Below are 26,432 nucleotides of genomic sequence, written 5' to 3'. Positions count from 1 at the left end.
TTTTAGAGAAAGATTACTAAACCGAATCATATGATTCGGTTTTTTTATTTTAAAAAAACAAGCTTTAAGAAAATTAAAAATATCTACTGTCTAGCATTTTTTTTATTTAATATGACAACCTCTTATTACAAAACAAAAAAACCTCTCATACAAATGAGAGGTTTTCCAATATCATTAATAAAAAAAATTACATATTCCTTCTATACTGCCCACCAACTTCAAACAATGCCGAAGTAATCTGCCCTAACGAACAAACTTTTGTAGCTTCCATTAAATAATCGAATAAGTTTTCGTTTTTAATGGCGGCTTCTTGTAACTGGCTTAAATGCTCGTTTACTTTTGCTTCGTGGAAATTATGCAAGTTGTCCAGCATCGTAATCTGGTATTGTTTTTCTTCTTCTGTGGCACGAATTACCTCAGCCGGAATTATTGTTGGTGAACCTTTTGAACTCAAGAATGTATTTACACCCACAATTGGGAAATCTCCGTTGTGTTTTAAGGTTTCGTAATACAAACTTTCTTCCTGAATTTTAGAACGTTGGTACATTGTTTCCATTGCACCCAAAACTCCTCCTCTTTCTGTAATTCTGTCGAATTCTTGTAAAACGGCAGCTTCAACTAAATCGGTTAATTCTTCGATGATGAATGAACCCTGAATTGGATTTTCGTTTTTCGCTAAACCTAATTCTTTATTGATAATCAACTGAATCGCCATCGCACGACGCACCGATTCTTCTGTTGGTGTTGTAATCGCTTCGTCGTAAGCGTTGGTGTGCAATGAATTACAGTTGTCGTAAATCGCATACAAAGCTTGCAAAGTCGTTCTAATATCGTTGAAATCAATTTCCTGTGCGTGCAACGAACGTCCAGAAGTCTGAATATGATATTTCAGCATTTGCGCTCTTTCGTTGGCTCCGTATTTCAATTTCATGGCTTTTGCCCAAATTTTACGCGCCACACGACCAATAACCGAATATTCTGGATCTACTCCGTTTGAGAAGAAGAACGACAAGTTTGGTCCAAAATCGTTGATGTTCATGCCACGGCTCAAATAATATTCCACGTAAGTGAAACCATTTGAAAGCGTAAACGCCAATTGCGTAATTGGGTTCGCTCCCGCCTCGGCAATATGATATCCTGAAATCGAAACCGAATAGAAATTACGAACGTTTTTAGTAATAAAATATTCCTGAACGTCTCCCATTAATCGCAACGCAAATTCAGTTGAGAAAATACACGTATTCTGCGCCTGATCTTCTTTTAAAATATCGGCTTGAACCGTTCCACGAACTTGTGCTAACGTTTTTACTTTAATTTCGTTATAAACCTCCAAAGGCAAAACCTGATCTCCTGTAACACCCAAAAGCATTAATCCCAAACCGTTGTTTCCTGCTGGAAGTTCACCTTGATATTTCGGTCTTTCGATTCCTTTTTCTTTATATAATTTGTTGATTTTAGACTCAACTTCTTTTTCTAAACCATTTTCTTTGATGTAAATCTCACATTGCTGATCGATCGCGGCATTCATAAAGAAACCTAAAAGCATTGGCGCAGGTCCGTTGATCGTCATACTTACCGAAGTCAAAGCATGAACTAAATCGAAACCTGAATATAGTTTTTTAGCATCGTCTAAACAGCAGATTGAAACTCCTGCATTTCCAATTTTCCCATAAATATCCGGACGCAAATCTGGATCGTTTCCGTACAAAGTCACACTATCAAAAGCTGTCGAAAGACGTTTTGCAGGCATTCCCGCACTTACATAATGGAAACGTTTATTGGTTCTTTCTGGTCCGCCCTCGCCCGCAAACATTCTCGACGGATCTTCGCCTTCACGCTTAAAAGGATACAATCCTGATGCGAAAGGAAATTCTCCAGGAACATTTTCCTGTAAATTCCAACGCAAAATATCGCCCCAACCTTCATATTTAGGTAAAGCAATTTTTGGAATTTGCAAATGCGATAAACTTTCAGAATGTGTCGCGATTTTAATTTCTTTATCACGAACCTTGAAGCTGTAAACTGGATTTTTGTATTTCGCTACTTTATCCGCCCAATTCAGGATAATTTCCCAATTGTATGGATCTAAATCCATTTTTACTTTATCAAATTGATTCAGTAAAAGGTTTAAAAAGATTCTGTTTTCATCGTGTTCTGCAATTCCACTTGGTAAAACAGTTGAATCGTCAATTCCTGATTTATTTATTTGAGGAATTTTTCCAGAAACAGATTCTATCGTTTTGAAAATTCCGTATAATTTCTGAGCTACTTTTTGCTGTGCAACTGCAGACTCATCATAATTTCTGTTATTCTCAGCGATTTCAGACAAATAACGTGTTCTTCCTGGCGGAATCACGAATATTTTCTCGCTCATTTCTTTAGTGATTTGAAAAGTCGATTTCAAGTCAGAATTCGTTTTTTCAGCCACTTTATCCATGATCGCTTTGTATAGCGTGTTCATTCCCGGATCATTGAACTGCGAAGCAATTGTTCCGAAAACTGGCATTTCATCAGGATTTTTATCCCAAAGATTGTGATTGCGCTGGTATTGTTTTTTTACATCGCGAAGAGCATCAAGTGCGCCGCGTTTATCAAATTTATTTAAAGCTACCAAATCAGCAAAATCAAGCATGTCGATTTTCTCCAATTGCGTTGCCGCTCCAAATTCTGGTGTCATTACATATAAAGAAACGTCTGAATGATCCATAATTTCGGTATCAGACTGTCCGATTCCTGAAGTTTCTAAAATAATCAAATCGTATTTTGCGGCTTTCAAAACCTGAATTGCTTCGGCTACATATTTAGATAAAGCCAAATTCGACTGACGTGTTGCCAACGAACGCATATAAACTCTCGGATTATTAATCGCATTCATACGGATTCTGTCTCCTAAAAGCGCTCCACCCGTTTTTCTTTTCGAAGGATCGACAGAAACCAATCCGATTGTTTTTTCTGGGAAATCAATTAAGAAACGACGAACCAATTCGTCAACCAAAGAAGATTTTCCTGCTCCACCCGTTCCTGTAATTCCTAAAACTGGAATTTTAGAAGTGGTATTTACATCGTGAATTTTATCAAAAACTGGTTTTGCAATTTCTGGAAAGTTTTCAGCTGCCGAAATTAATCGTGCAATCGCTGTTGGAACTTTATTTTCGATATGATCGATTTCTCCGTTCAATTTATCTCCGATAGGAAAATCGGCACGTTGAACCAAATCATTAATCATTCCTTGCAAACCTAAAGAACGGCCGTCATCTGGAGAATAAATTCGGGTAATACCATATTCGTGTAATTCTGAAATTTCACTTGGAAGAATAACTCCACCTCCGCCTCCGAAGATTTTAATGTGTCCTGCTCCTTTTTCGTGAAGCAAATCATACATATATTTAAAGTATTCATTGTGCCCGCCTTGATAAGATGTCATAGCAATCGCATTGGCATCTTCTTGAATTGCGGTATTTACCACTTCTTCAACACTTCTGTCATGGCCTAGGTGAATTACCTCAACACCCGTAGACTGTATTATACGACGCATGATATTGATGGCAGCATCATGTCCGTCAAAAAGCGAAGCAGCTGTAACAATTCTTACTTTATTTTTAGGAATATATGGTATTTGTTGTTCCATTTTATGAATATGATAATTTTAGGCGACCAATGTACAAAATATTTTAATATTTGATTAACGTTCTAGCTTTATGTTAACAAAAATAAATCGATTTCGTGACCAAAAAGAGCGCTAAATCCCCTAACTCATTGATATTGTTAAAGAAAGCCTAAAAACATGGCAATTTCGCAACATTTAAATAAAATATGAAAACGTGTTTTGAGTACTCCTAAAGTAATTTAGCATTGTAGAAACGCCCCAAATTTTTACCAACGACTTACACAAAAAAGTAATAACGTAAAAATTAAAAAAAATGAAAACATTTTATTCATTCACCCTAATTTTAGGTTTGAGTTTTTTTGTATTTTCTTTTAATAAAATTGAAAACAATAAACTTGAATACAAGACTTCAAACCATGTAACTGTTTACAGCAATAATTCAAATGATGTAGACAAAATTTCAAACGACTTCTTTAAAAGATATTCTGATTTGAAAAAATATAAATCAGAAGTTATGTCGTTATATAAAAACAGAACGCTTGGATCAATTTGGTTTGATGAGCAAGAAATCAACGAATTTGGTTCTGTTTTGTATGAAAAAGCAAAAAAAACAAATGATTTGGTAATTCCTTATCAAAAAGAAATTGACCAATTATTTAGTTCTTCATCAGACAAAAGTGCTCTTTCTCAAACTGATGCAGACATGCTTTTAAGTTCTTTGTATGTCGTATATACTAAAAAAAGCAATGCTGATAAGAAAAGACTAGCTTATGATGTAATGCTGAAAGATTTCTTAAATTACAGTACGCTAGAAGAAAATACAGCAACTGTTGATGCAAATGCAAAAGTAGAATATGACCAATATTACAAATTGCAAGACGTTCTTAAAAAATACAAAAGATTAGAAAAATCTAGCAAATGGAAACCAATTGTTCCGGCAGAAACTCCATACAAAGATTTACGTCCAGATGCTGTTTCGAGTACTATTGCTCAAGTTAGAACTCGTTTGTATTTGTTAGGTGATTTAAAAGCTGATTCTAAAAGCGATGTTTATGATCGTGAATTGATGGATGCTGTAATGAAATATAAAGTTCGTAACGGTTTTAAACCTAATTATATTTTATCAGAAGAACATATTAATGAAATGAATATTCCACTAGAAGATAAGGTTGCTACTTTAAAACTTAACATGGAAAGATGCCGTGAAATTTCGGCTCAAATTGCCGCTAGCGATGAGTACGTTTTGGTAAATGTTCCTTCTTACGAATTGATTTATGTGAAAAACGGAAAAATTCAATTGACTTCACCTGTATTCGTTGGAGCGCCTTTAACTAAAACAACCATTTTTAATGGTGAAATTGACAGAATCGTTTTTAGTCCGTATTGGACAGTACCGCAAAGTATTGTGCAAAACGAATTAAAATCTAAAATCGCTGCAGATCCAAATTATCTTGCAGAGAAAAATATGGAGATGGTTAACGGTCAAGTAAGACAAAAACCAGGACCAGACAACTCTTTAGGTTTGGTGAAATTTATGTTCCCAAATAAAGAGGATATTTATATGCACGATACGCCTTCTAAAACTTTGTTCGATTTTGAAAAAAGAACTTTCAGCCACGGATGTATTAACGTAAAAATGGCTAAAGAATTAGCTGTTGCGATGTTGAAAGATTATCCAGAATGGAACGAGTCCAAAATTGACAAAGCTATGGATGGTAAAGTAGAAAACAGTTTTAAACTGACGAAAAAAGTTCCGATTTACATTACTTATTTTACTTCTTTAGTAAATGAAAAAGGAGAAGTTGGTTTCTTTCAAGATGTTTATGAAAAAGATGCCAATCCAAATGGCGAATCACTTCCCGTAAATGCAGTTGTAAATCAATAATTTACGCCAATAATTTAGAGAGAATTTATCAAATCTAGTTTGATAAATTCTCTTTTTTTATTTGTATTATCTATCCAAAAAACCTTAAAACACTAAAAATAAGTCTTTTAACACCGAAAAATATTTTTAAGACAAAATATATTTGCAAACCAAATCACTGTTTTAATAATTCATAAAATTAAAAAGCTATGAAAACAAACAACATTGAAGGATTATCTTTATTTGAAATTAATGTTTTAATTCAGCAAGGCGGAAAATTTGTAAAATTCCCTTATATCATTTCAGAAATGGTAAAAAGAATTAAAGAGCCTAACATTTATTTTATTCGTCCAAATGAAGGTACGTTCAAATATGCCTTGAAACACTTTTTCTTGAATTTATCAATAAGCTGGCGCATTTTTCCGTATGGGCCGATTTATATGATAAAATCATTGTTTTATCTAATAAAAGGCGGAAAAGATTATACTGACACTATATTAAAAGATTTAAACAGCAATAATCTTACTTATGCTCAGCAATCAAAAATAGCATTTGAATAGTTTTAAAACTTTAACCAAAAACCATTTTATTATTTATGCCCATCAACCGTTTTTAAAAATTGAACCTCACTCTTTTCAAAAAAAAAAACACGTAATAAATAAGAAATTTATCCTTATTTTAGCTCTATCTTATCACCTAAAATTTTATTTATGGAAGATTCTAATGAGTTAATTCAAAAAGAAAGCTGGTGGAATAGAAACTGGAAATGGTTTGTTCCCAGCGGATGCTTAACTCTTTTAGTGTTGGTTGCTTTATTTATTGGAGGTATTTTCTATGAAGCTACTTCAATCATAAAAGATTCAGATGCATACAAAGAATCTCTGGCAAAGCTTCAAAACAATAAAACAGTTATGGAAAAACTGGGATCTCCGATTGAAACTGACGGAATCGTTTCTGGAGTTATTACTTCGCACAATAGCGTACGAGCTTGTGATGTGGAAGTTCCAATAAAAGGTCCTAAAGGAAAAGGAACTTTATTTGTTGTGGGCGAAAAAAGAGGAACATGGAAATACAGTGAAATGTCTGTTTATATTGAGAATACAAATGAAAAAATCGATTTATTGCAGAAGTAAAATATAATAATGAAAATCTTAATGAAATCTTTTTTTAGTCTGCTCTTCGGACTTGCTTTATGTACTGCTTTATTTGCTCAACCAAACAGAAATTATCAAGCCTATACAACCCAAATCTCACAATTTTCTAAACCTTCTAGAATACTGCATAACAATGTCGATTCGAAAGGAAACGGCTTTATTGAATTTACAAATAATAATAAACAGATACTCCGCTTTCGATTAAATAATCATAAAGTTCAACCTGGTTCCTGCCGTATTGCTTTTGAGATATATTATTACGAAAATAACTATTTGAAAAAAATCGAATCGTTTGACAGCAATGGAAAATTAATTGGATGTAATTTAAAACTACAAGGAGAAGCTATCATTGAATACATCATTGAAAAACCTGAATTGTATCTGGAAAAGAAGAAATTAATTGACGATGCTGAAGGGAATATTGATATGAAAGATGACTCTAATGAGAAAATTATCCGCGTGCGTCTTTTTGACTCCAATTATCTGCCCATAGCACAGTTGCATCCAAGCTATATTTCGTCTAAAACGTATTGGGAGCAAAATATTCGAATGTCTTGGCCTTAATTATATTGCTTTCTTAACCGCGATTTATAATATAAAATCACTATATGTTAAGTTTACAACAAAATGTTACTTCTCTTTAAATAAATTTGTGGCGTTATTTTTGAATAAGTAGTATTTTTGAAACTTAAATAAAACCCCATAATGAAAAAGATTTTACTATTAGCCGTTACATTTTCGCTTACTTCTTGCGCACAGGTACAGCAAACTTTAAGTCAATTGCCTCAAATATCTTCTCAGATTCCAGGAGTTGGCGGTGTTGATATTGCTTCAGGTTTAAAAGAAGCGCTAAACAAAGGAATTACAGTACAAGTAAGTAAATTAACTGCAGTAGACGGCTTTTATAAAAACCAAGCTGTAAAAATTTTAATGCCCGAAGAATTGCAAAAAGTAGATGCAACCCTGCGTAAAGTAGGTTTAAGCTCTCTTGCAGATGAAGGAATCAAAATGCTGAACCGAGCTGCCGAAGATGCTGTAAAAGAAGCAACTCCTATTTTTGTTACGGCTGTAAAAAACATGACTTTTACAGATGCAAAAAACATTCTTTTAGGAAGCGATAATGCCGCAACAAATTATTTGCAAGGAAGTACAACAACTGCATTATACGCCAAATTTAATCCAGTAATTAAAAACTCTTTTGCAAAAGTTGGCGCAGATGAAGTTTGGAAAAACATAATTACGAAATATAATACTATTCCGCTAGTAAAAAAAGTAAATCCAGATTTAACTGATTATACAACTAATCAAGCTTTGTCTGGCGTTTTTAAAATGATTGCCGTTGAAGAAAAAGTAATCCGAAATGATATTTCTGCAAGAACAACACCTTTATTAAAAAGTGTTTTTGCAATGCAAGACGGAAAATAAATTTATTGTTTATCTGTTTAATCGGATAAACGATTAAACAGATAAACGATTAACCGATTAAATCAAAAAACAAACGACCAAAATGCAAAAGATCACCATACTCATTCATTGCAAAGATCAAAAAGGAATTATCGCCGCAGTGACTACTTTTATTGCTAAGGTAGAAGGAAACATTACTTATATTGACCAGCATGTTGATGTAGAGCAAAATGTGTTTTTTATGCGTTTAGAATGTGAATTTACGAATCAAAGCAGCAATATTGAAAAGATAAAAGAAGAATTCAGCAAGACAATTGCTGCCGATTTTAATATGTCTTGGGATTTGTACAATCAGGAACAAAAACCAAAAATGGCTTTGTTTGTTTCTAAATATGATCATTGTTTGTTTGACATTTTAGGTCGTTACAGCGCTGATGAATTAGGTGTTGAAATTCCTATGATTATAAGCAATCATAATGATTTGCGTTCAATTGCAGAGCGTTTTGACATTCCGTTTCATTATGTTCCTTTCACAAAAGATAACAAAGAAGAAGGCGAAGCAAGACAAATCGAGCTTTTAAAAAGATATCAAATCAATTTTATTGTTTTGGCTCGTTACATGCAAATTGTTACTCCAAAATTGATTTCGCTTTACGAAAATAAAATCATCAATATTCACCATTCGTTTCTACCTGCTTTTCCAGGTGCAAAACCGTATCATTCGGCTTTTAAACGTGGTGTTAAAATTATTGGTGCAACGAGTCATTACGTTACAGAAGAATTAGACGAAGGTCCGATTATCGAACAAGATATTGCTAGAGTTTCTCATATTCACTCGGTAGAGGATTTCATCATGAAAGGTCGTGATCTGGAACGTATCGTTTTAGCAAGAGCAATTAAATTGCACGCTGAAAGAAAAACTATGGTGTATAGCAATAAGACGGTTGTTTTTTCTTAGATGCTGAGATGCTAAGATTATAAGATACTAAGTTTCTAATCTTTAAACACAATAACAAACCCGACAGATTTTTGAAATCTGTCGGGTTTGTTATTATATCAGAAAGTCAACAGCTTAAAAGTCTAAAAATTGGATTTTATATTAAAATTGTTAATTTATTTTCCATTTTCATACTACTGATTCTAAACAATTTATCAAACATAATGAATCATCTTTAATGCATTCATAATTAAAATTTATTATTATTAAATTTTAATAGTCAAAGATTATTTAACGTTACAGAAAGCGCAAAACAAGCGACGTAAAAATCTTAACTTATGACCAACAAAGTAATAACAAAACCTTAACAGCATGAGATTGATATATGTCGGACATTTGTAATGTAATAAACTGGTTATTTATTATTTTGGTTTTGGTTAGTTAAATGATGCCGGCGTCTTCGAGATGCCGGCATTCTTTTTTATAACTATTTTGGTTTCAAGTTTAAAGTTTTATTTGTTTCAAGTTGGTTTACTTTGAGCATAATTTTAAACGCAAAGCACGCTAAGTTTTTTTGCCAAACTATATGAATATAAACGCAAAGACCGCTCAGTAACTTGAAAGCTAAAAATTTCAATATAACATTAACTTATATGCAACAAAGTAATAACAAGATCTTAACAGCATAAGATTGATATATGTCGGACATTTGTAATGTAATAAACTGGTTATTTATTATTTTGGTTTTGGTTAGTTAAATAATGCCGGCGTCTTCGAGATGTCGGCATTCTTTTTTATAACTATTTTGGTTTCAAATTGCTTTACTTTTAACATAATTTTAAACGCAAAGTTCGCAAAGCTTTATGTAAAAAACTTTGCGAACTTTGCATAAATCCTAATGTGCTTTGCGGTTAATTAACGCCCAAACAACTTGAAACCTGAAACTTGAAACAAAAAACTAATTTTTAAGTCTTTCGTGAAGTAATTTAAAATAACTAAAAGCCTTTAATAACCGGCTTCCGTGCCAAGAGAACATTTCGCCATCTACGAAAACGGTTTTAGCATGATGTGTAAACCTTCCGATTTCAAAAGCATCTTCTTCTTTGAAAGGATAAGGTTCTGAAGAAAGGAAAACTAGATCAGGATCGCCTTCTAAACGCATTTTCTTTAACTCAATTTCAGGATAACGGCCTTTGTCTTCGTAGATGTTTTTAAAATGATTCAGTTTTAGCAATTCATTTATATAGGTATCATTTCCTGCAACCATATAAGGATTTTTCCAAATAAAGTACGCCGCTTTCTTTTCTTTTATATTCTGAATATAATTTTTAAAATCGCTTAAAGCGAAAGCCAATTTGTTGTTCCACTTTTGCGCTTCGGTTCTGCAATTGAATAATTGTCCAAAATCTGAAATCATTTGAAAATTATCTTCAACAGAAACAATATTAGTAACCCAAACTGGACAAATTGCACTTAACTGTTCGACAATTTCCTGTGTATTTTCTTCTTTATTGCAAATAATAATATCTGGTTCAAGAAGCTTGATTTTTTCGAAATGAATTTTCTTGGTACCTCCAACAATCTTTTTAGTTGATTTAAAATGAAACGGATGCACACAGAACTTCGTTATTCCGATAATTTTGTCTTCTAAACCTAAATCATATAACAATTCTGTTTGCGAAGGAACAAGCGAAATAATGCGGTTTGGAGCGGTTTCAAAGGAATGAACGGTACCAAGCTGGTCTATTATTTGTTTCATGTTTTTTAGTCGCAGTCGCAGTTTTCAGTCACAGCTTAAACTGCGACTGAAAGCTGCGACTGAAAACTTTATTTATTAGCAATAATTATCTCTTCCATTTCCTTTTGCACTTTCAAGGCTTCTTCTCTAGCCTTTTCAGCAAAATCAGCTCCTTTTGAAGCGTAAATAATCGCTCTTGCAGAATTTACTAAAAGACCAACTTTATCATTCATTCCGTATTTGCATACTTCAGATAAGCTTCCGCCTTGAGCACCAATTCCAGGAACTAGCAAGAAACTATCAGGAACAATTTTTCTAATTTCTGTAAAATATTCTGCTTTTGTAGCGCCCACAACGTACATTAAATTTTCGCTGTTTTTCCAAGTTTTAGAAGTTTCTAGAACTTGTTTGTATAACTCTTTTCCGTTAGTATTTAAAGTCTGAAAATCGAACGCGCCTTCATTAGAAGTTAAAGCCAACATAATGGTATGTTTGTTTTCGAATGCAAGAAAAGGCTCTACAGAATCTTTTCCCATATATGGCGCAACAGTTACACTATCAAAATTTAAATCTTCAAAAAAGGCTTTTGCATACATGCTAGAAGTATTTCCGATATCGCCTCGTTTTGCATCTGCAATCGTAAAAATATCAGGATAATTTTCGTTGATATAATTGATTGTTTTCTGTAAAGACATCCATCCTTTTATTCCGTATGCCTCAAAAAAAGCAGTATTTGGTTTGTAACCAACAGTCAAATCGTGCGTTGCATCGATTATCACTTTATTAAATTCGAAAATAGGATCTTCGGTTTCTAATAAATGCTGCGGAATTTTGGTCAAATCAGGATCTAAGCCAACGCATAAAAATGATTTTTTTTGAAGAATTTGTTCGAGTAGTTGTTGTGTTGTCATATTGTATTTTTAGTTCTTCTATTTCAAAGAATTAATTCTTTTTAAAAAGTATGCAAAAATAAAAAAAGCCACTCAATTAAGAATGGCTTTTTACTTTTATATTCAGCAGTGCTTACAAATTGCCTAAATAAACAATTTCAGTTCTTCTGTTTTCTGCTCTTCCTGCAGCTGTTTTGTTAGATTTCACAGGTTTTGTCGAACCATAACCGTTAGAAGTTAAATTAGCAGGATTTACACCTTTTTCGATCAAAAGATTCATTACTGCTTTTGCTCTAGCTTCAGATAATTTTTGATTTGCTTTTGCATTTCCAATATTATCAGTGTGTCCGTTAACCGCAAATTTTGCATTTGGATAATTTCTCAAGATTTCTTTGATTGCATCTAATCTTCCTGAAGTTTCTCCCATTTTAGCAGTGTTTAAAGTAGCTTTTCCAGTTGTAAAGAAAATAGATCTTGCTTCTACTTTCAATTGTGCTAAAGTTTCTTTAGTCACTTTTGGACAACCTTTATTGTCTGCTGGACCAGCAACTGTTGGACAAGCATCATCTTTGTCTAAAACTCCGTCTTTATCCGCATCCAATTCTGGACAACCTTTATTTTCTGCTGGACCTGCTTCACTTGGACATGCATCATCTTTATCTAAAACTCCATCTCCGTCTGTATCTGGCCATGGACATCCTTTATTTTCAACTGGACCTGCAACTGCTGGACACCCATCTACATTATCCAATAAAGTATCTCCGTCACTATCTTTCCAAGGACAACCTTTGTTTTCTTTTGGTCCTGCAACGTCTATACAAGCATCATCTTTATCAAAAACACCGTCTTTGTCTGTATCTGGCCAAGGACAACCGCCATTTTCAGCTGGACCAGCAACTTTTCTACAAGCATCTTCTTTATCAATTACACCGTCTCCGTCTGTATCTTTAAATTGTTTTTCGTAAACTGGAATTTTCATTCCTAAGTGAAAGTCAGCCCCTTTAGAATTACTAGAAGCCAAATTACTCAAAATAGAACCTGAACCAATGAAGAATACTCCTGCACGTAAACCTGCTCCAGCCTGCATACCGCTGTAGTCCATGTATGTCACTGGCAAATAGAAACTAAACCATCTGCTTTCATAACGTGGTGTCAATGTAACTCTATCAGCGATTCCGTAACCGTTTAATTTGCTGCTAGAAACCATATTAATGTCTCCGTTAAGATTCAAATAGAATTTATTGTACATATTCCAATCTACATCTGCACGAATCGCGGTTGGCAAATTTGTTTTTACACCTTTTGAACTTGAAATTTTAGTATAATGTTCGTTTAAGAAATCATATAAATCTGATGCCTCGTCGATCATCTCTTGTGTAATAACTCCGTTTGCATTATAAGTGTCAACTTTTGAGTTTTTATAATTGATAGATCCGATATCTGTTACCGATAAACCAAAACGTACTTTATATTTATTTAAATCTCTAAAATTATTGTCTGCTGGTTTTGCTTTTTTAACATCATATTTATCGTAATCTGGTCTCCATTCGTACACCAAACCAAAATCAAAACCAAATCCGCGTGATTTCGAATCAAATTCGTAATCATCATTTGCTTCCCAATCTTGACTTCCTCCAACGGTAACTTGACCATTTGAAACTAAAGATCCTTCTTTCGGATCTGCTGCGTTTTCAACATAAGCAACCCTCACATCTTTTCCGTGAACATATCCATTTACACCACCTTGAAGATATTTAGCCGTTAAACCTCCTTTTAAAAAGTGCTGCTCTTTTTGGAATAAAACAGCTGCATACGAAATTCCAACCTCTCCCCAAGAATGAGATGATGCATTTGGACTTCCTAAATTGTAATTAAAGCTCTCAGACTGATCTAGTCCGTCTTTTACCTGATCTACAAGGTAACCGTTAAGTTTATTGATGTTAGAAACAGATCTTGCTCTTGTAAAAACAGCCAAAGTATGTTTTGGCGCAATATTGAACATGAAAGATGGTCCCATGATATCAAAATTCGCTAATCCGTTGTTAGCATTTTTTGGAGATACTTTTGACTGGCTTTCGAAATCATATCCGTCTTTATAAACATCAAATAATTTAACGCCATATAAGTCATTTTCTACAGCACCACTAATAGAAAACAGATTTATATCTGTTTTAAATCTTGAATCTGCAATAGAAGCTGGATTGAATAAAACGCTTTGCACTCCCGCATAGTTATCATGAAAATAGCCTAAATAGGATTGTGCCTTTGCGCTAAAAGAAATAATTAAAAGTAATAAAATAGGTAATTGTTTTCTCATTAAATTTAGTTTTAGTTGCGCGCAAAACTACAACAATTAAAACCTAAAAAGGTTAAGAAAACATTGAATTCATGTAACTTCTTTGATGAATTATGTAATAAAAAAAGTGGGGTCAAAAGTATCTTTGGGAACAACTTAATATACAGGCATTTATGATCCCAAATATCGGAATTACAACAAAGAATTTAAAAAAAAGCGCTTCAATTTTAGCAACAATTTTATCAAACGAGATGACATTATATGTGAAAACGAGAAAATTTCACTGGAATATTTCGGGAAACAGCTTTATGGAACTGCATAAATTGTTTGAAGAACAGTATCGTGTTCTTGAAGCTAATATTGATGAAGTTGCAGAACGCATCAATCAATTGGGAGAAAAAACAATTGGAACAATGAAAGAGTTTATAGACAACTCTACTTTGAAAGAATCTCCAAAAGAATATGCTTCACAAAAAAACATGCTATCTGAGCTTTTAGAAAACCATGAACAATTGGTAACTGAATTCAGAAATTATATTCCTGTATTTGAGGATGAAAACAATGATATAGGTTCTGCCGATTTTGTAACAGGATTACTGCAGGAACACGAAAAAATGGCTTGGATTCTGAGAAGATATCAAGAATAAAAAAAGCAAAAAAATGAAAATTATGAAACAGTCGCAAAAATAAATGTAACAAAAGGCTGGCCGATATTTTGCAATTTTACAATACATAAAACAATAAAAAAACACGATCATGAATACTACAGAAATAAAAGGAAACTGGAATGAGTTGAAAGGAAAATTGAAGCAAAAATATGCTGAATTAACAGATGACGATTTGATGTTTGCTGAAGGAAAAGAAGATGAAATGTACGGAAAACTTCAGCAAAAACTTGGAAAAACAAAAGAGGAGTTCCATCAAATCCTGTCTGATTTGTAAATCCTTGAAACTCAATCAAGGAAATACCGTCTAGTAAAAAATATTAGACGGTATTTTTTTGAAAAATTTATTTTAAAATCACATTTACTTGTAATTCAATATCATTTAAAAGCAAAAACACCAAATAAAATAATTATCTTTAACCAAATTTCTATAAAATGAAACTATTTATAAAGTTCGACATTAACACAATTTGTTCTCTTTATTTAAAACAAAACCTGGAACAAAACAATGTAAATTTTACAACTCTGGGATTTGGTGAAATTGAGATTGAAGACAATATGGATGCCGAAGCATTGGAAAATTTAAAAACAAAATTGGCTCCATGTGGTTTTGAAGTAGTTGAAAATCAAAAAAGCGTATTAGTTCAAAAAATAAAAGATGCGATTATCGAACTTGTATTTATGGACGATAGCAATAATTATAAAAGTTCTGTATTTTTGGCAGAAAAGCTAAATCACAGTTATGGCTATTTATCTAATGTTTTCTCAGAAGTAACATATTCTTCTATTGAAAATTTTATTATTTTGCAGAAAATTGAAAGAGCAAAACAGCTGATCATTATCAACGAAATGAGTCTGACAGAAATTGCTTTTTTACTCAATTATTCGAGTGTTGCGCATTTGAGTACACAGTTTAAAAATACAACTGGAATTACTCCATCTGCTTTTCAGAGAATTATTAAGAAACGAAGAGAAAATTTAAAATAAAACCCAAATACCACATTCAAAATGCAAAAAAACGCATTACACATTTTATTGGCCGATGATGATGAAGATGACCGTCTTTTCTTTAAAGATGCGTTCGAAGAAATAAAAATACAGACAAATGTAAGTTTTGTTCATGACGGAATGCAGTTGATGGATCATTTGATGAACCCAGACAATAAACTTCCTGATATTTTGTTTCTAGATTTGAACATGCCTAAGAAAACAGGTAAAGAGTGTTTGATTGAAATCAAAAAAACGGACCACTTAAAAGATATAATTATTGCCATTTATTCTACTTCTTCTTCTGAAGAAGATATTGAAGATACTTTTATTCAAGGAGCAAATATTTACATCAAAAAGCCAAGCGATTTCAATACACTGAAAAAAATAATTAATGAAGTCGTAACTGTAAACTGGCACTATCATACCTCTGGGTTAAACCGTGATAATTTCTTGCTGCGACTAAAATAAGAGCATACCAATGAAGTGGATACCAAATTTTAATTCTTCAAACTCTTTGAGAGTTATTTTTGTAATCGCAGTTTTCATTCTGTTATTTCTCTCTTCAATCGCTTACAAACATAATCAAGACTTGAACGAATCAAGTAAATTGGTTATGCATACCTACGAAATTAACATACAGCTCGAACGATTAATGTCGGCTATAAAAGATGCAGAAACGGGCCAGCGAGGATACATCATCACTCGCAACGCCCGTTTTTTAACACCTTATATCTATTCGCGCGACAAGGTAAATACTTCCTTTATTGCCTTAAAAAAACTAACTGCCGATAATGAGCCGCAACAGAAAAACCTTCAAAAACTTTTTAAACTCATTACGCAACGCTTTGTTTCTTTTGAAAATTGCTTAAAGTACAGCGACCCAAAAACATATGATAAAAGAAAGCTGGACAACCACATGTTTGGCGGCAGAATCTTAATGGAAAATATCCGTTTTAAGGTCGACGAAATGAACGATATTGAAAAAACGTATCTTAAAAAAAGACTTAAAATTTACGATGCCGAAATTTCATTAAGTCCGCTTTTTTCTATTTCGCTATTCTTGGTTGCCTTAAGTTTCATCTTATTATCTTACAGACAAATTAGCCGTGATTTTGAGCGTTTGAAAGTATTCAACAAAAGGCTTTTAATCTCCAGCGGATTAATTTCTGAATCGGAAAACATAGGTAAATTCAGTACTTGGCAATGGGATTTAGATTCTGATAAAATAGATTTTTCAGACAATCAATTTCGATTATTAGGCCTTGAGCCAAAATCTTTCGCTCCCAATAAAGCAACACTTATAAAATATGTTCATCCAGACGACAAAGAAGCCGTTGCAAAAGCGATCGACGGAATTGTAGATAAAAAGGATCTTCCGTTTGTATACTATAAAATTATACGTCCAGATTTTGAAGTCCGTTATTTTAAAACAACTGGAAAATTAGTAACCGATCAGCAAGGCAGTAAAATTTTGCTTGGAATCAATTTTGATATCACAGACGAACATCTTCTTAATATCGAATTGCAGGAACGAAATAAAGAATTAGAAAAAAGCAATAAAGAATTGGCTTCCTTTAACCACGTTGCGAGCCACGATTTACAGGAACCACTTCGAAAAATACAGACATTTATTTCGAGAGTTACGGATGCCGATAAAGAAAAAATGTCTGAAAGCGGTAAAAATTACATCACTAAAATTGAAAGTTCAGCAAAAAGAATGCGCGTTTTGATAGACGATCTTCTGCTGTTTTCTAGAACTAATACCACGAAAAAAGAATTCATTAAAGTAAACTTGAACGAACTTTTAGACAATGCAGAATCTGAATTGGCTGAAATAATTGAAGAAAAGAAAGCCGTGATTAAGGCTGCAAAACTTCCAAAACTTTCTGTAATTCCTTATCAGGTCGAGCAATTGTTTATTAATTTAATTGGAAACTCATTAAAATACAGTCAGCCCGATATTCAACCTGAAATATCAATTTCTAGTGAAAGAATTAATTCTGCCGATTATCCAGAAATTTTGGAACAGTCTGTAAAGAAATTCCATAAAATAACTTTTACAGATAACGGAATGGGATTTGACCCGCAGTTTAAAGAAACCATTTTTATTCTCTTTCAGCGTCTTCATTCCAAAACAGATTATCCAGGAACCGGAATCGGATTGGCGATCTGCAAGAAAATTGTAGAAAATCACAAAGGACACATTACAGCAGATAGCACTTTAGGCAAAGGCTCTGTTTTTACGGTTTTTCTGCCTGATTAAATTTTATTTAAATTCAAAAACCAAAAAAAATTGCAAAGAGATTGTTTCTCAGATTATTTGTAAGAAAAAAAATTACCACATTTTACCAAGAATAGAAAAAGAAATTATAGAAAACCTATAATTTCTTTTTTTTTGCATCAAACTAAAACTTCACAAACCATTGATTTTAAAAGGATAAACTTTAAAAATCATTCTACTATGGGAATTATATAACGATTCATTTTTATGCTGTAAAGGAAAATCTTTCATTCGTTAGCATCTTTGTAATGTAATACTTCAGGAAGTAATAATGAAAGCAATTCCCCTAATAAAGGCTGTATATTTTAAAGTCTTTTTCTTATCTGTATTGATTATCTGCATCACGTCGTGCAGAAAGATTAATCCGATTGAAAATACTTTGAAGAATCAGGCTTTTGCAAAAAATGACAGAGAAGAAACAGAAGTCTTCTTTTTTATTTCAACGGCGAATATTAGCAAATCTATTATTTCTAAAAGTCAAATTGCACAACAAAAAAGTTCAGATGTTATTGTTCAGGAATTAAGTAAAAGAATTGAAGTTCAAGAAAATCAATTGTTAGAAGAAATAACCAACTTGGCTACATCAAAGCTCATTGTCATTACTGAAATAAATGCTACGCACAAACGAGACCTGTACAACCTCATTGATGCTAGCAATAATGATTTTAACAGCATCTATTTAGATGCGATGACAGAAGCTATGTGTGACCAGATTGAGTTACTTGAGACTATTTCTAAAGAAACAAACGACAAAGACATTTTAGAACTGGTTCTTAAATTTTTGCCAGAACAATATAAACTCTTAAGAGAAACTGAACAAATAAAAAAACGAGACAAATAAAAGCCAAGTATTTAATTAACTAAAATTTTAACAACTATGAAATTACAAGCCAATTTTTTATGCGCCTTAACACTTTTTTTATCAGCTTCATTTGGAATGCTGCACGCTCAGGACAATAATGTTAATACCGAGTTCGGTGTAAAAGGAGGATTCAACATGTCTAACCTATACGGTAGTGGAGATGACGTAGATGACAATAATATTCTATACGGATTCAATGCCGGGGTTTATGCGACACTTCCTATCTCCGATTTCGTTGCCATCCAGCCAGAGGTTTTGTTTACTACAAAAGGAGCAGAATTTGAATACAATAATGCTTTTGCAAGTGGAAGTACAAAATTCAAACTGAACTATATTGAAGTTCCATTGCTAGTTAGGGTAAATGTAACAAAGAACTTTAATATTCACGCCGGTGGTTATGCATCGTACTTAGTAAGTTCTAAAGTAACAGGAGACGGATCTTTCGATTTTGATCAAGAAATTGACAGAGATGATCTTGCAAAATTTGACGCAGGTATCGCTGCAGGTGTTGGAGTTGATTTTGACCCAATCAGTATTGGTGTTCGTTACAACTACGGTTTAACAACTGTTGGAAAAGAAAGAACTGTAGGAGGAACAACAGTTACGGTTCCAGACGCAAAAAATAGCAATTTGACATTATACCTTTCGTATAAGTTAAATTAAGCAAGAAAATAATCATTAACCACTAAAATAAAAAAACCATGTCAAATTTATTATATACAATCGCAGTGATTCTGGTGATACTTTGGGCTCTTGGGTTCTTTGTTTACAGTTTCGGAAGCATTATCCATATTCTATTGGTAATTGCCATCATTGCAGTATTGCTTCGACTAATTAAAGGTCGAGAAATTTAAAAATCACATTTATTAAATCAACAAATTATTAAATATTAATCCATTAAATTAATTTATTATGAAAACTAGTAGCACAATTTTAGGAATTTTAGGAGCCGCAGCGGCGGGAGCATTCATAGGTGTTTTATTTGCACCAGACAAAGGGTCAAACACAAGAAAAAAAATCAAAGATAAATCAAAAGATTACGGAGATAACTTGAAAACTAAGTTTGACGGAATCGTAAGTACAATCAGCTCTAACGGTAAAGAAATTATCGAAGAAGGAAAATCTAAACTTAACCAAGTTAAAGAGGACTACAACACGCTGAAAGACGATGTTAAAACAGTAAAATCAAACTATTAATCAGCAGTATTAATTAGTGAAATTTTCAAACCATAAAACCCTATATCATGGAACCAAATGCAACAACAAACGAAGACTTAAATCTTTATGAAAAAGCTGAAAACTATGCTAAAACAAGTTTAGAATTATTAAAACTAAAAACGGTATGTTCAGTGGCTGATGGTGCTTCATCATTAGCTTCAAAGATAGCGATTGGTATTGTTGTTGCATTTTTTACCTTGTTCCTAAATATTGGGATCAGCTTATGGATTGGAAAAGAACTTGGAGAGTATTACTACGGCTTTTTTATCATGGCGCTATTTTATCTTATTGTAGTGATTGTGGTTGTAAAATCGCATCATAAACTGATAAAAACTCCAATTGGAAATACTATTATTTCAAGTATTCTAAAAGAAACTAAAAACTAGATTTAATTATTAATAAACATAAAAAGACTATGGAGGCTATTTACAATATTGATCAATTAAATCGAAAAATTGAGGAATTAGAAGTTCGCCAAGATACAGAATGGTGTGCTATAAAAGATCATATCGACGAACTTAAAGACAATCTAAAACCGATTAACTTAATTCGAAATACGGTCGAAGAAATCAACGAAACGGTTGGATTTAAAAGCCATATGGCACAATCTGCAATTAGTATCGGAATTGGTTATCTCGCAAAGAGATTTATTGTCGGAAAAGGCGATTCGATGTTTAAAGGTGTTTTAGGATCTCTTGTTCAGCTTATCGTAACAAATCTGGTTTCGAAACCTCATCATGATTCTGAAGAAGACGAAGAATCATCACAATATGAACCATCTAGAGAGTAATTTGTTCTAACTTAATTTAAATTATTATGGAAAAGTTTAGCGAAATAATGATAAAAAATGGTGTATACGTTTACTCGAATCTATATAAATGTTTTGAATATACGAGAGTATTTCTAGGTGTCTAATTTTATCATACGTTTTTGGGGAAACGGTTGATAAATAAGACCTTCACTATATATTTTTACAAAAAAGTAAAACCAACTTTGGGGAGTTGGTTTTACTTTTTTTTTTTGAGGTTCTAAGATGCTAAGTTGCTAAGGTTCTAAGTTTTTTCGATTCTTCGAATCTTAAGTTGCTGTCATAAAAAAAGCCGAACATTTTGTTCGGCTTTTTTTATTTATAAGTTCCAAGAGAAAAACTCAGAACCTTAGCAACTTAGTATCTTAGCATCTAAAAAGTTTACGTTAGTAAACTTCAGAAGCTTCTTTCAATTTCTCCATATTATTTACCAACTGAAGCTCGGCAACGATTTTCTGAATATCACCATTCATGATGTTTCCTAGATCGTAAAGTGTAAGACCAACTCTGTGATCTGTTACACGACCTTGAGCGTAGTTGTACGTACGGATTTTTGCCGAACGGTCTCCAGAACTTACCTGAGAACTACGTTTAGAAGCATCTTCTTCTTGTTTTTTCGCCAATTCCATTTCGTACAAACGAGAACGTAATACGATTAAGGCTTTGTCTTTATTTTTGTGTTGCGATTTCTGATCCTGGCATTGCGCCACCAATCCTGTTGGAACGTGCGTTAAACGTACAGCCGATTTCGTTGTATTTACCGATTGTCCTCCAGGTCCTGATGAACAGAAGAAATCTACACGAACTTCATTCATATCGATTTGAACATCAAACTCCTCCGCTTCTGGTAAAACCATAACCGTAGCCGCCGATGTATGCACACGACCTTGAGTTTCAGTCTGCGGAACACGCTGAACACGGTGAACACCAGCTTCAAACTTCAAAGTTCCGTATACATCTTCTCCAGAAACCTCAAAAATAACCTCTTTGAAACCTCCCGAAGTACCTTCGTTCATATCTACAACAGAGGTTCTCCACCCCATGCTTTCGCAATATTTAGTATACATTCTGAATAAGTCACCTGCAAAAATACTCGCTTCATCTCCACCCGTTCCCGCGCGAATCTCCACCATAACGTTTTTAGCATCTTCAGGATCTTTCGGAATCAACATAAATTTGATTTCCTCTTCCAATTCTGGCAAACGGTCCTTAGCTTCATCCAACTGCATTTTGGCCATTTCCACCATTTCAGCATCACTACCGTCAGCAATAATTTCGTTAGCCTCATCGATATTTGCCAAAACTACAATGTATTCTTCTCTCTTTTCAACCAAAGCCTTAATACTTTTGTATTCTTGGTTCAGTTGCTTATAACGCTTTTGATCAGAAATAACATCCGGCTGAATAATCAAATCCGAAATCTCATCAAATCGCTGCTTTACATATTGAAGTCTATCTAACATTTTCTTTTTCCTTTATTTGGACTGCAAAATTACAAAATTTTTGTGGAAAATTCTAGAATTGATTTTTTGTGTTTTTTCAGGCAAAAATTTAGTGGAGTTAGGATTGTTTTTTGGAGCTATTTCCTGCTATCCGCTATATCTTTTTAGGCAGAAAGTCTTCGGTTAATTAAGAAGTTATCGTTTGCCTAAAAAGGATGCCGCTTCTATCATGGCTAGGGTTTTGGTTTTATTTTTGGCGTTTACGGATTTCAGTAATTAATTCAATTTTTCTACAATTACTTTTATCAAAGTAAATCAGGTGTTTTTACGTGGTTGTGAATTCAAATTTAATACGATGTTTGTTTTTTAATAGTGATTAACATTTATCTAACAATTATGTAATTGCTATACGTGTATAAATCTCCCAGATACTGTTCAAATCCGAATTTTCAAAGTTGTTTATCGCAATCAAATATGTATTTTTATAAAAAATATTATCTTATGAAATTAAGAATTCAAAACTTCAGAAGTCTAGCTGACACTGGAGATGTTGAAATAAAACCCATTACAGTTCTAATAGGAAAGAATAGCTCTGGAAAAAGTTCATTTTTAAGAACATTTCCCATGCTTAAGCAAAGTACACAAGAAAAAACAATTTCACCAATATTGTTATTTGGAGATTATGTTGATTTTGGTTCTTATGCAGATATTAAACCTCACTTTTCTAAAAACAAAGAAACACTTTATGAGTTAGGATTCACCATTAATACAAGTTCTTTAGATTCTTTTAGGCAACAGTATAGATATTCAAGATTAAGAATACATGATATAAAAAAAGAATTTGATTTTAGATACAGCTTAATTTTTAGCGAAAATAAAAAGCAACTTATTCAAATTGTTAAAATTAAATTTGAAGTATCAGAACTTAAAATTAATATTTTACTAGATCAAGAAAATAAAAAAATAGTAGAAATTAATCTTAATGAAAAAAAAATATTTGGAATAGATGATAATTTATTGTTTTTGGATGAAGGAGAATTTGGCGTCGAAATTTACGAAGAGAGAAAAAATGTAGATACTAAGAAGTTTGAGCAATTACATCATACTTTAAGGCGAAAACTTGTAAAAATCATTTCAAAATATGTTCATGGGGGCACAGAAGATGATGCAAAAGTTGATATAATTAGAAAAATTGGATTTTCCGATGATGATGAAATAATGTTAAAAAATATTAAGTCAATAGCAACCCCTTCATCTTGGAAAAAAAGAACAGAAAACTGGACCTCTGATTCGAAAGAATTTATAGAACTTAAAAACTATTTCTTTTTATATGATTTTTTTACTTTTTATTTTAATATAACGAATTTATATCTTAAAAATTTATTCTTAAATATTAATTACATAGCACCTTTAAGAGCTACAGCAGAAAGATATTATAGAATTCAACATTTAGCAGTTGATGAAGTAGATCAAAATGGAAAAAATCTTCCTGTTTTTTTAGGTAGTTTAAGTGATTCTCAACTAGTAAACTTTCAATCTTGGACTTTTGAAAATTTTGGATTTAAAACTAAAATTTCAAAAATTGAAGGGCATTATTCCATAAAAATTGAACATGAGGATAAATATGAAATCAATCTATCCGATATGGGATTTGGATATTCACAAATTCTTCCAATTTTAACTCAAATATGGCATTCTTCAACAAAAAAAAGAACTAAGAGAAATAGTTTTTTATATAATGAAGATATTGAAAAAATAATAGTAATTGAACAACCCGAACTTCACTTACACCCTGATTTTCAAGCCAAATTTGCTGATGCCATTTCCAAAATAATTACATCATCAAAAAAGAATAATATAGCTTTAAAACTTATTATAGAAACACATAGCGATGTGATTATTAATAGATTTGGTGATAATATTCTAAACAATGAAATTTCAAATAAGGATGTGAATATTGTAATTTTCAACAAAAAGAATGAAGTAAGTCCTACAGAAATAACAAACTCGTATTTCGATGATGATGGGAATTTAAAGAATTGGCCATTAGGATTTTTTCAACCTTCATTAATTTAATATTTATGATTTTATTTATTGATGATTCTTTGGTTAATTCTATCAAAACTGAACCAAATTTTAATGTTTTTTTTCAAAAACTAATGGTATCATACACTGAGGGAAAACATATCATTATAATTTCTCCTTTGAATGTAAAAAAAATTTTGGATGCAAAAATTTTGGATGCACATTCAGAAATTGTTTTACGTCACTATTCTTCACATAATAAAGCCTCTTTAGAAATATTAAATTTATTTGATAAAATAATAAGAATAATTCCCACTTCACAAAAAGAAACTATCTATTCAGATATTGATACTAAAAAACAGTATAATAATATTAAAATAGAAAGATTTTTAGATACTGCCAATTTTCAAAAAACAATTTTACTTGGGGAAAATGGAAATGATATTCAAGTTTATGCAATGATGGCTGAATATTATAGAAAACTAAGTAATAAAGAAAGTTTTATTCTAAGTTTTAAATCTCAAACAGGTGGAGGAAGTACAACTGTAAATGAATATCAAACAATTTTTTCCGCTGGTGAGGAATTTTGTTTTTGTCTCCTAGATAGCGACAAAAGAACTCCTTCTAATTCGATTGGTGACACAGCAAAAAAAGTGGCTAAACATCATAATTTAAATTTTAACTCAAATTTCAAATGCAATTATCATGTAGTTGATGTTCTCGAAATTGAGAATTTATTACCAAGAATCTTTTACCTAGAAAATTATGAAAAAAAAGATATAAATAAGAAAGGTATATTAAAGAGAATTGAATTATTTGAAAAAATTGATGATCGTTCGTTTTTTCATGTTGATTTTAAAATAGGCTTGAAAAAAATGGACAATTACAAAGATGATAATTTCAAAAAATATTGGAGTAAACTATCATTAGGATTACAGCCTATAACTGTAGATTTTGGAGACGGAGACTATGGCTATTTCAAAGGATATGGTGAGAAAATAGTTGTTGATTTTCTTTCCTTTGAAAAAACAGAAGTTTTTAAATTCGTTGATCAAGATAATATTTCCAAAAAATGGTGCGAAATTGGAAAAAAATTAAGTTCATACATTTATGGAACACCTAAGATTAGAGTAATCTAACCCGCTCCACGAAGTATCAAATCCAACCCGCTATACCCCACGCTACGCAAATGTCTCTGACTTTGCGTTTTTTTTTGCCTCTTGTAAAACAAAAAATTATAAATGAATCTTATAAACCTCATCCAACAACTCCATTTCCTCCTCTGGCAATAACTGCAAAGCAATTTCAAGAAGCGTCATTACATTGAGATCATTGTCTTTTGTAAAACTCGATAGACTTTTAGCTTCTGGATTAAGTAGAATAATACTGGCTTTTAGCAAATCTGAAACCATTAGATTTAATTCGTTATAAGAAGATACTTTTAGCGGTATCGTAAACGAATTGTTTTCTTTAGGCTCTGGTTTTAGTTTGGTGAAATATCTTCCTTTATTTATTAATTCTAACAATTCTTCGGCTCTTTCTTTGTTTTGTATTTTCATTTTTGGGTAAGATTTAATTTTGTATTTTACTATTATTTATAATTTCATTTCATCCTCTTGCAACGATTTCAAAGCAATTTTAAGTAAAGCTATTACACTAACATAATTATCTTTTTTAAGGTCTAACAAACCTTTAGCATTATGATGAAGGAGAAGATTGCCTGCATTTAATAAATCTATGACCACTAGATCCAATTCATTTTGAGAAAATGCCTTAAATGGCATAGTACAAGAATCATCCTCTTCGCATTCTTTATTTTGCTTATCAAAATAATTTCCTTTACACAGCAATGCTAACAGATTTTCGGCTCTTTTCTTATCTTGATTTTTCATTTTTAAGTAAGATTTTATTTATAATTTAAACAAATATATAAAATTTCGGTTGAAAACAATCGATTTTTTTCAATCATATCTAAACAATACATTACTTGTAATTTCATTTCTATGAAAAGAGAAAGAAAAAATGAAATTCCAGAAGTTGTAAAAGATCTAGGAGTCAAGATTAAAGATATAATTGAAGAAAATAAATTCAAGCGACGCGAGGTTGCTCATGATGCTGGAATGGATGTAGAAAACCTTAGAAAATATGTTAAAGGCTCACAAGAAATGAAAATCAGCACTTTGTTTAAAATTGCCCAAGCCTTAAAAATTCATCCAAGCGAATTGATTAAGGATTTGTAGAAAAATCAACA

Annotated in this window: 27 protein-coding genes; 20 read left to right on the top strand and 7 right to left on the bottom strand. The window is 32.2% G+C overall.

Translation table 11 applies throughout. From position 1 onward, the window contains the following. Positions 1-187: 187 nt before the first annotated feature. A complete protein-coding gene (locus QLQ96_RS11715) occupies positions 188-3,628 on the bottom strand; it encodes a methylmalonyl-CoA mutase family protein (protein ID WP_482496827.1) in 3,441 nt (1,146 codons plus the stop codon). A 292-nt stretch (positions 3,629-3,920) separates the two neighbouring features. On the opposite strand from QLQ96_RS11715, the gene QLQ96_RS11710 reads away from it, so the two are divergent. From QLQ96_RS11710 to purU, 6 genes are all read left to right on the top strand, one after another. After that, positions 3,921-5,492: a L,D-transpeptidase family protein gene (locus tag QLQ96_RS11710; RefSeq protein WP_482496826.1), complete on the top strand. Its 1,572-nt coding sequence runs from the start codon at positions 3,921-3,923 to the stop codon at positions 5,490-5,492. Between the two features lie 188 nt (positions 5,493-5,680). After that, positions 5,681-6,031: a hypothetical protein gene (locus tag QLQ96_RS11705; RefSeq protein WP_482496825.1), complete on the top strand. Its 351-nt coding sequence runs from the start codon at positions 5,681-5,683 to the stop codon at positions 6,029-6,031. Positions 6,032-6,181: 150 nt separating this feature from the next. Then, the gene (locus QLQ96_RS11700) at positions 6,182-6,604 is read left to right on the top strand and encodes a cytochrome c oxidase assembly factor Coa1 family protein (RefSeq protein ID WP_482496824.1); all 423 of its coding nucleotides are present in this window, start codon (positions 6,182-6,184) and stop codon (positions 6,602-6,604) included. A gap of 21 nt (positions 6,605-6,625) precedes the next feature. Then, positions 6,626-7,189 (top strand): hypothetical protein, encoded by a 564-nt coding sequence (locus QLQ96_RS11695; RefSeq protein ID WP_482496823.1) that lies wholly within the window; start codon positions 6,626-6,628, stop codon positions 7,187-7,189. A 141-nt stretch (positions 7,190-7,330) separates the two neighbouring features. Beyond that, entirely contained in the window at positions 7,331-8,050 is a 720-nt protein-coding gene (locus QLQ96_RS11690) for a DUF4197 domain-containing protein (RefSeq protein WP_482496822.1), read from the top strand. Positions 8,051-8,132: 82 nt separating this feature from the next. After that, a complete protein-coding gene (gene purU, locus QLQ96_RS11685) occupies positions 8,133-8,987 on the top strand; it encodes a formyltetrahydrofolate deformylase (RefSeq protein WP_379701626.1) in 855 nt (284 codons plus the stop codon). A 937-nt stretch (positions 8,988-9,924) separates the two neighbouring features. Here the strand turns inward: purU and QLQ96_RS11680 are convergent. The 3 genes from QLQ96_RS11680 to QLQ96_RS11670 form a co-directional block, all read right to left on the bottom strand. Continuing rightward, entirely contained in the window at positions 9,925-10,725 is an 801-nt protein-coding gene (locus QLQ96_RS11680; protein ID WP_482496821.1) for an ABC transporter substrate-binding protein, read from the bottom strand. Positions 10,726-10,793: 68 nt separating this feature from the next. After that, entirely contained in the window at positions 10,794-11,615 is an 822-nt protein-coding gene (gene pyrF / locus QLQ96_RS11675) for an orotidine-5'-phosphate decarboxylase (RefSeq protein WP_482496820.1), read from the bottom strand. 112 nt (positions 11,616-11,727) lie between these two features. Beyond that, complete coding sequence (locus QLQ96_RS11670) at positions 11,728-13,911, bottom strand: DUF5723 family protein (protein ID WP_482496819.1); 2,184 nt, start codon at positions 13,909-13,911, stop codon at positions 11,728-11,730. Positions 13,912-14,063: 152 nt separating this feature from the next. Here QLQ96_RS11670 and QLQ96_RS11665 point away from each other — a divergent pair, with 152 nt between their 5' ends. The 11 genes from QLQ96_RS11665 to QLQ96_RS11615 all read left to right on the top strand — a co-directional run bounded on the left by QLQ96_RS11665 (position 14,064) and on the right by QLQ96_RS11615 (position 20,696). Beyond that, positions 14,064-14,537: a Dps family protein gene (locus QLQ96_RS11665; protein WP_482496818.1), complete on the top strand. Its 474-nt coding sequence runs from the start codon at positions 14,064-14,066 to the stop codon at positions 14,535-14,537. A 109-nt stretch (positions 14,538-14,646) separates the two neighbouring features. Continuing rightward, positions 14,647-14,832: a CsbD family protein gene (locus tag QLQ96_RS11660; protein WP_071636919.1), complete on the top strand. Its 186-nt coding sequence runs from the start codon at positions 14,647-14,649 to the stop codon at positions 14,830-14,832. Positions 14,833-14,990: 158 nt separating this feature from the next. After that, the gene (locus QLQ96_RS11655) at positions 14,991-15,542 is read left to right on the top strand and encodes a helix-turn-helix domain-containing protein (RefSeq protein ID WP_482496817.1); all 552 of its coding nucleotides are present in this window, start codon (positions 14,991-14,993) and stop codon (positions 15,540-15,542) included. A 21-nt stretch (positions 15,543-15,563) separates the two neighbouring features. Beyond that, the gene (locus QLQ96_RS11650; protein WP_008462348.1) at positions 15,564-16,013 is read left to right on the top strand and encodes a response regulator; all 450 of its coding nucleotides are present in this window, start codon (positions 15,564-15,566) and stop codon (positions 16,011-16,013) included. A gap of 10 nt (positions 16,014-16,023) precedes the next feature. Further along, positions 16,024-17,808, top strand: a complete 1,785-nt coding sequence (locus QLQ96_RS11645) for a sensor histidine kinase (RefSeq protein ID WP_482496816.1) — start codon at positions 16,024-16,026, stop codon at positions 17,806-17,808. 289 nt (positions 17,809-18,097) lie between these two features. Then, positions 18,098-18,667 carry a DUF4142 domain-containing protein gene (locus tag QLQ96_RS11640; RefSeq protein ID WP_482496815.1) on the top strand — a complete coding sequence of 190 codons (570 nt, stop codon included), beginning with the start codon at positions 18,098-18,100 and terminating at the stop codon, positions 18,665-18,667. A 36-nt stretch (positions 18,668-18,703) separates the two neighbouring features. Then, positions 18,704-19,351 carry a porin family protein gene (locus QLQ96_RS11635; RefSeq protein WP_482496814.1) on the top strand — a complete coding sequence of 216 codons (648 nt, stop codon included), beginning with the start codon at positions 18,704-18,706 and terminating at the stop codon, positions 19,349-19,351. 38 nt (positions 19,352-19,389) lie between these two features. Next, positions 19,390-19,542 carry a lmo0937 family membrane protein gene (locus QLQ96_RS11630; protein WP_109192514.1) on the top strand — a complete coding sequence of 51 codons (153 nt, stop codon included), beginning with the start codon at positions 19,390-19,392 and terminating at the stop codon, positions 19,540-19,542. Between the two features lie 58 nt (positions 19,543-19,600). Then, the gene (locus QLQ96_RS11625; RefSeq protein ID WP_482496813.1) at positions 19,601-19,885 is read left to right on the top strand and encodes a YtxH domain-containing protein; all 285 of its coding nucleotides are present in this window, start codon (positions 19,601-19,603) and stop codon (positions 19,883-19,885) included. 47 nt (positions 19,886-19,932) lie between these two features. After that, on the top strand, positions 19,933-20,292 hold the full coding sequence (locus QLQ96_RS11620) for a hypothetical protein (RefSeq protein ID WP_482496812.1): 360 nt from the start codon (positions 19,933-19,935) through the stop codon (positions 20,290-20,292). Between the two features lie 29 nt (positions 20,293-20,321). Continuing rightward, complete coding sequence (locus tag QLQ96_RS11615) at positions 20,322-20,696, top strand: hypothetical protein (RefSeq protein ID WP_482496811.1); 375 nt, start codon at positions 20,322-20,324, stop codon at positions 20,694-20,696. Between the two features lie 404 nt (positions 20,697-21,100). On the opposite strand, the gene prfA is transcribed toward QLQ96_RS11615, so the two are convergent. After that, on the bottom strand, positions 21,101-22,177 hold the full coding sequence (prfA, locus tag QLQ96_RS11610; protein ID WP_482496810.1) for a peptide chain release factor 1: 1,077 nt from the start codon (positions 22,175-22,177) through the stop codon (positions 21,101-21,103). A gap of 480 nt (positions 22,178-22,657) precedes the next feature. Between prfA and QLQ96_RS11605 the strand changes: the two genes are divergently transcribed. After that, positions 22,658-24,232: a DUF3696 domain-containing protein gene (locus tag QLQ96_RS11605; RefSeq protein WP_482496809.1), complete on the top strand. Its 1,575-nt coding sequence runs from the start codon at positions 22,658-22,660 to the stop codon at positions 24,230-24,232. Between the two features lie 5 nt (positions 24,233-24,237). Further along, positions 24,238-25,320, top strand: a complete 1,083-nt coding sequence (locus QLQ96_RS11600; protein ID WP_482496808.1) for a hypothetical protein — start codon at positions 24,238-24,240, stop codon at positions 25,318-25,320. Positions 25,321-25,416: 96 nt separating this feature from the next. Here the strand turns inward: QLQ96_RS11600 and QLQ96_RS11595 are convergent, their stop codons facing one another. Both QLQ96_RS11595 and QLQ96_RS11590 read right to left on the bottom strand, forming a co-directional pair. After that, on the bottom strand, positions 25,417-25,740 hold the full coding sequence (locus tag QLQ96_RS11595) for a hypothetical protein (protein WP_482496807.1): 324 nt from the start codon (positions 25,738-25,740) through the stop codon (positions 25,417-25,419). 36 nt (positions 25,741-25,776) lie between these two features. Beyond that, complete coding sequence (locus QLQ96_RS11590; protein WP_482496806.1) at positions 25,777-26,073, bottom strand: hypothetical protein; 297 nt, start codon at positions 26,071-26,073, stop codon at positions 25,777-25,779. Positions 26,074-26,184: 111 nt separating this feature from the next. Between QLQ96_RS11590 and QLQ96_RS11585 the strand changes: the two genes are divergently transcribed. After that, entirely contained in the window at positions 26,185-26,421 is a 237-nt protein-coding gene (locus tag QLQ96_RS11585) for a helix-turn-helix domain-containing protein (RefSeq protein ID WP_482496805.1), read from the top strand. Positions 26,422-26,432 lie beyond the last annotated feature (11 nt).

It is taken from the genome of Flavobacterium sp. B167r (assembly GCF_056824315.1).
This window is presented reverse-complemented; position numbering and strand designations above follow the sequence as displayed.

Excerpts from the sequence above, each read along its gene's own strand:
- QLQ96_RS11680 (WP_482496821.1), bottom strand. The coding sequence starts at position 10,725 with ATGAAACAAATAATAGACCAGCTTGGTACCGTTCATTCCTTTGAAACC.
- QLQ96_RS11700 (WP_482496824.1), top strand. The coding sequence starts at position 6,182 with ATGGAAGATTCTAATGAGTTAATTCAAAAAGAAAGCTGGTGGAATAGA.
- QLQ96_RS11620 (WP_482496812.1), top strand. The coding sequence starts at position 19,933 with ATGGAACCAAATGCAACAACAAACGAAGACTTAAATCTTTATGAAAAA.
- QLQ96_RS11635 (WP_482496814.1), top strand. The coding sequence starts at position 18,704 with ATGAAATTACAAGCCAATTTTTTATGCGCCTTAACACTTTTTTTATCA.
- QLQ96_RS11615 (WP_482496811.1), top strand. The coding sequence starts at position 20,322 with ATGGAGGCTATTTACAATATTGATCAATTAAATCGAAAAATTGAGGAA.
- QLQ96_RS11690 (WP_482496822.1), top strand. The coding sequence starts at position 7,331 with ATGAAAAAGATTTTACTATTAGCCGTTACATTTTCGCTTACTTCTTGC.
- QLQ96_RS11595 (WP_482496807.1), bottom strand. The coding sequence starts at position 25,740 with ATGAAAATACAAAACAAAGAAAGAGCCGAAGAATTGTTAGAATTAATA.
- prfA (WP_482496810.1), bottom strand. The coding sequence starts at position 22,177 with ATGTTAGATAGACTTCAATATGTAAAGCAGCGATTTGATGAGATTTCG.
- pyrF (WP_482496820.1), bottom strand. The coding sequence starts at position 11,615 with ATGACAACACAACAACTACTCGAACAAATTCTTCAAAAAAAATCATTT.
- QLQ96_RS11655 (WP_482496817.1), top strand. The coding sequence starts at position 14,991 with ATGAAACTATTTATAAAGTTCGACATTAACACAATTTGTTCTCTTTAT.
- purU (WP_379701626.1), top strand. The coding sequence starts at position 8,133 with ATGCAAAAGATCACCATACTCATTCATTGCAAAGATCAAAAAGGAATT.
- QLQ96_RS11605 (WP_482496809.1), top strand. The coding sequence starts at position 22,658 with ATGAAATTAAGAATTCAAAACTTCAGAAGTCTAGCTGACACTGGAGAT.
- QLQ96_RS11715 (WP_482496827.1), bottom strand. The coding sequence starts at position 3,628 with ATGGAACAACAAATACCATATATTCCTAAAAATAAAGTAAGAATTGTT.
- QLQ96_RS11590 (WP_482496806.1), bottom strand. The coding sequence starts at position 26,073 with ATGAAAAATCAAGATAAGAAAAGAGCCGAAAATCTGTTAGCATTGCTG.
- QLQ96_RS11650 (WP_008462348.1), top strand. The coding sequence starts at position 15,564 with ATGCAAAAAAACGCATTACACATTTTATTGGCCGATGATGATGAAGAT.
- QLQ96_RS11640 (WP_482496815.1), top strand. The coding sequence starts at position 18,098 with ATGAAAGCAATTCCCCTAATAAAGGCTGTATATTTTAAAGTCTTTTTC.
- QLQ96_RS11630 (WP_109192514.1), top strand. The coding sequence starts at position 19,390 with ATGTCAAATTTATTATATACAATCGCAGTGATTCTGGTGATACTTTGG.
- QLQ96_RS11710 (WP_482496826.1), top strand. The coding sequence starts at position 3,921 with ATGAAAACATTTTATTCATTCACCCTAATTTTAGGTTTGAGTTTTTTT.
- QLQ96_RS11705 (WP_482496825.1), top strand. The coding sequence starts at position 5,681 with ATGAAAACAAACAACATTGAAGGATTATCTTTATTTGAAATTAATGTT.
- QLQ96_RS11585 (WP_482496805.1), top strand. The coding sequence starts at position 26,185 with ATGAAAAGAGAAAGAAAAAATGAAATTCCAGAAGTTGTAAAAGATCTA.
- QLQ96_RS11645 (WP_482496816.1), top strand. The coding sequence starts at position 16,024 with ATGAAGTGGATACCAAATTTTAATTCTTCAAACTCTTTGAGAGTTATT.
- QLQ96_RS11695 (WP_482496823.1), top strand. The coding sequence starts at position 6,626 with ATGAAATCTTTTTTTAGTCTGCTCTTCGGACTTGCTTTATGTACTGCT.
- QLQ96_RS11625 (WP_482496813.1), top strand. The coding sequence starts at position 19,601 with ATGAAAACTAGTAGCACAATTTTAGGAATTTTAGGAGCCGCAGCGGCG.
- QLQ96_RS11670 (WP_482496819.1), bottom strand. The coding sequence starts at position 13,911 with ATGAGAAAACAATTACCTATTTTATTACTTTTAATTATTTCTTTTAGC.
- QLQ96_RS11660 (WP_071636919.1), top strand. The coding sequence starts at position 14,647 with ATGAATACTACAGAAATAAAAGGAAACTGGAATGAGTTGAAAGGAAAA.
- QLQ96_RS11665 (WP_482496818.1), top strand. The coding sequence starts at position 14,064 with ATGATCCCAAATATCGGAATTACAACAAAGAATTTAAAAAAAAGCGCT.
- QLQ96_RS11600 (WP_482496808.1), top strand. The coding sequence starts at position 24,238 with ATGATTTTATTTATTGATGATTCTTTGGTTAATTCTATCAAAACTGAA.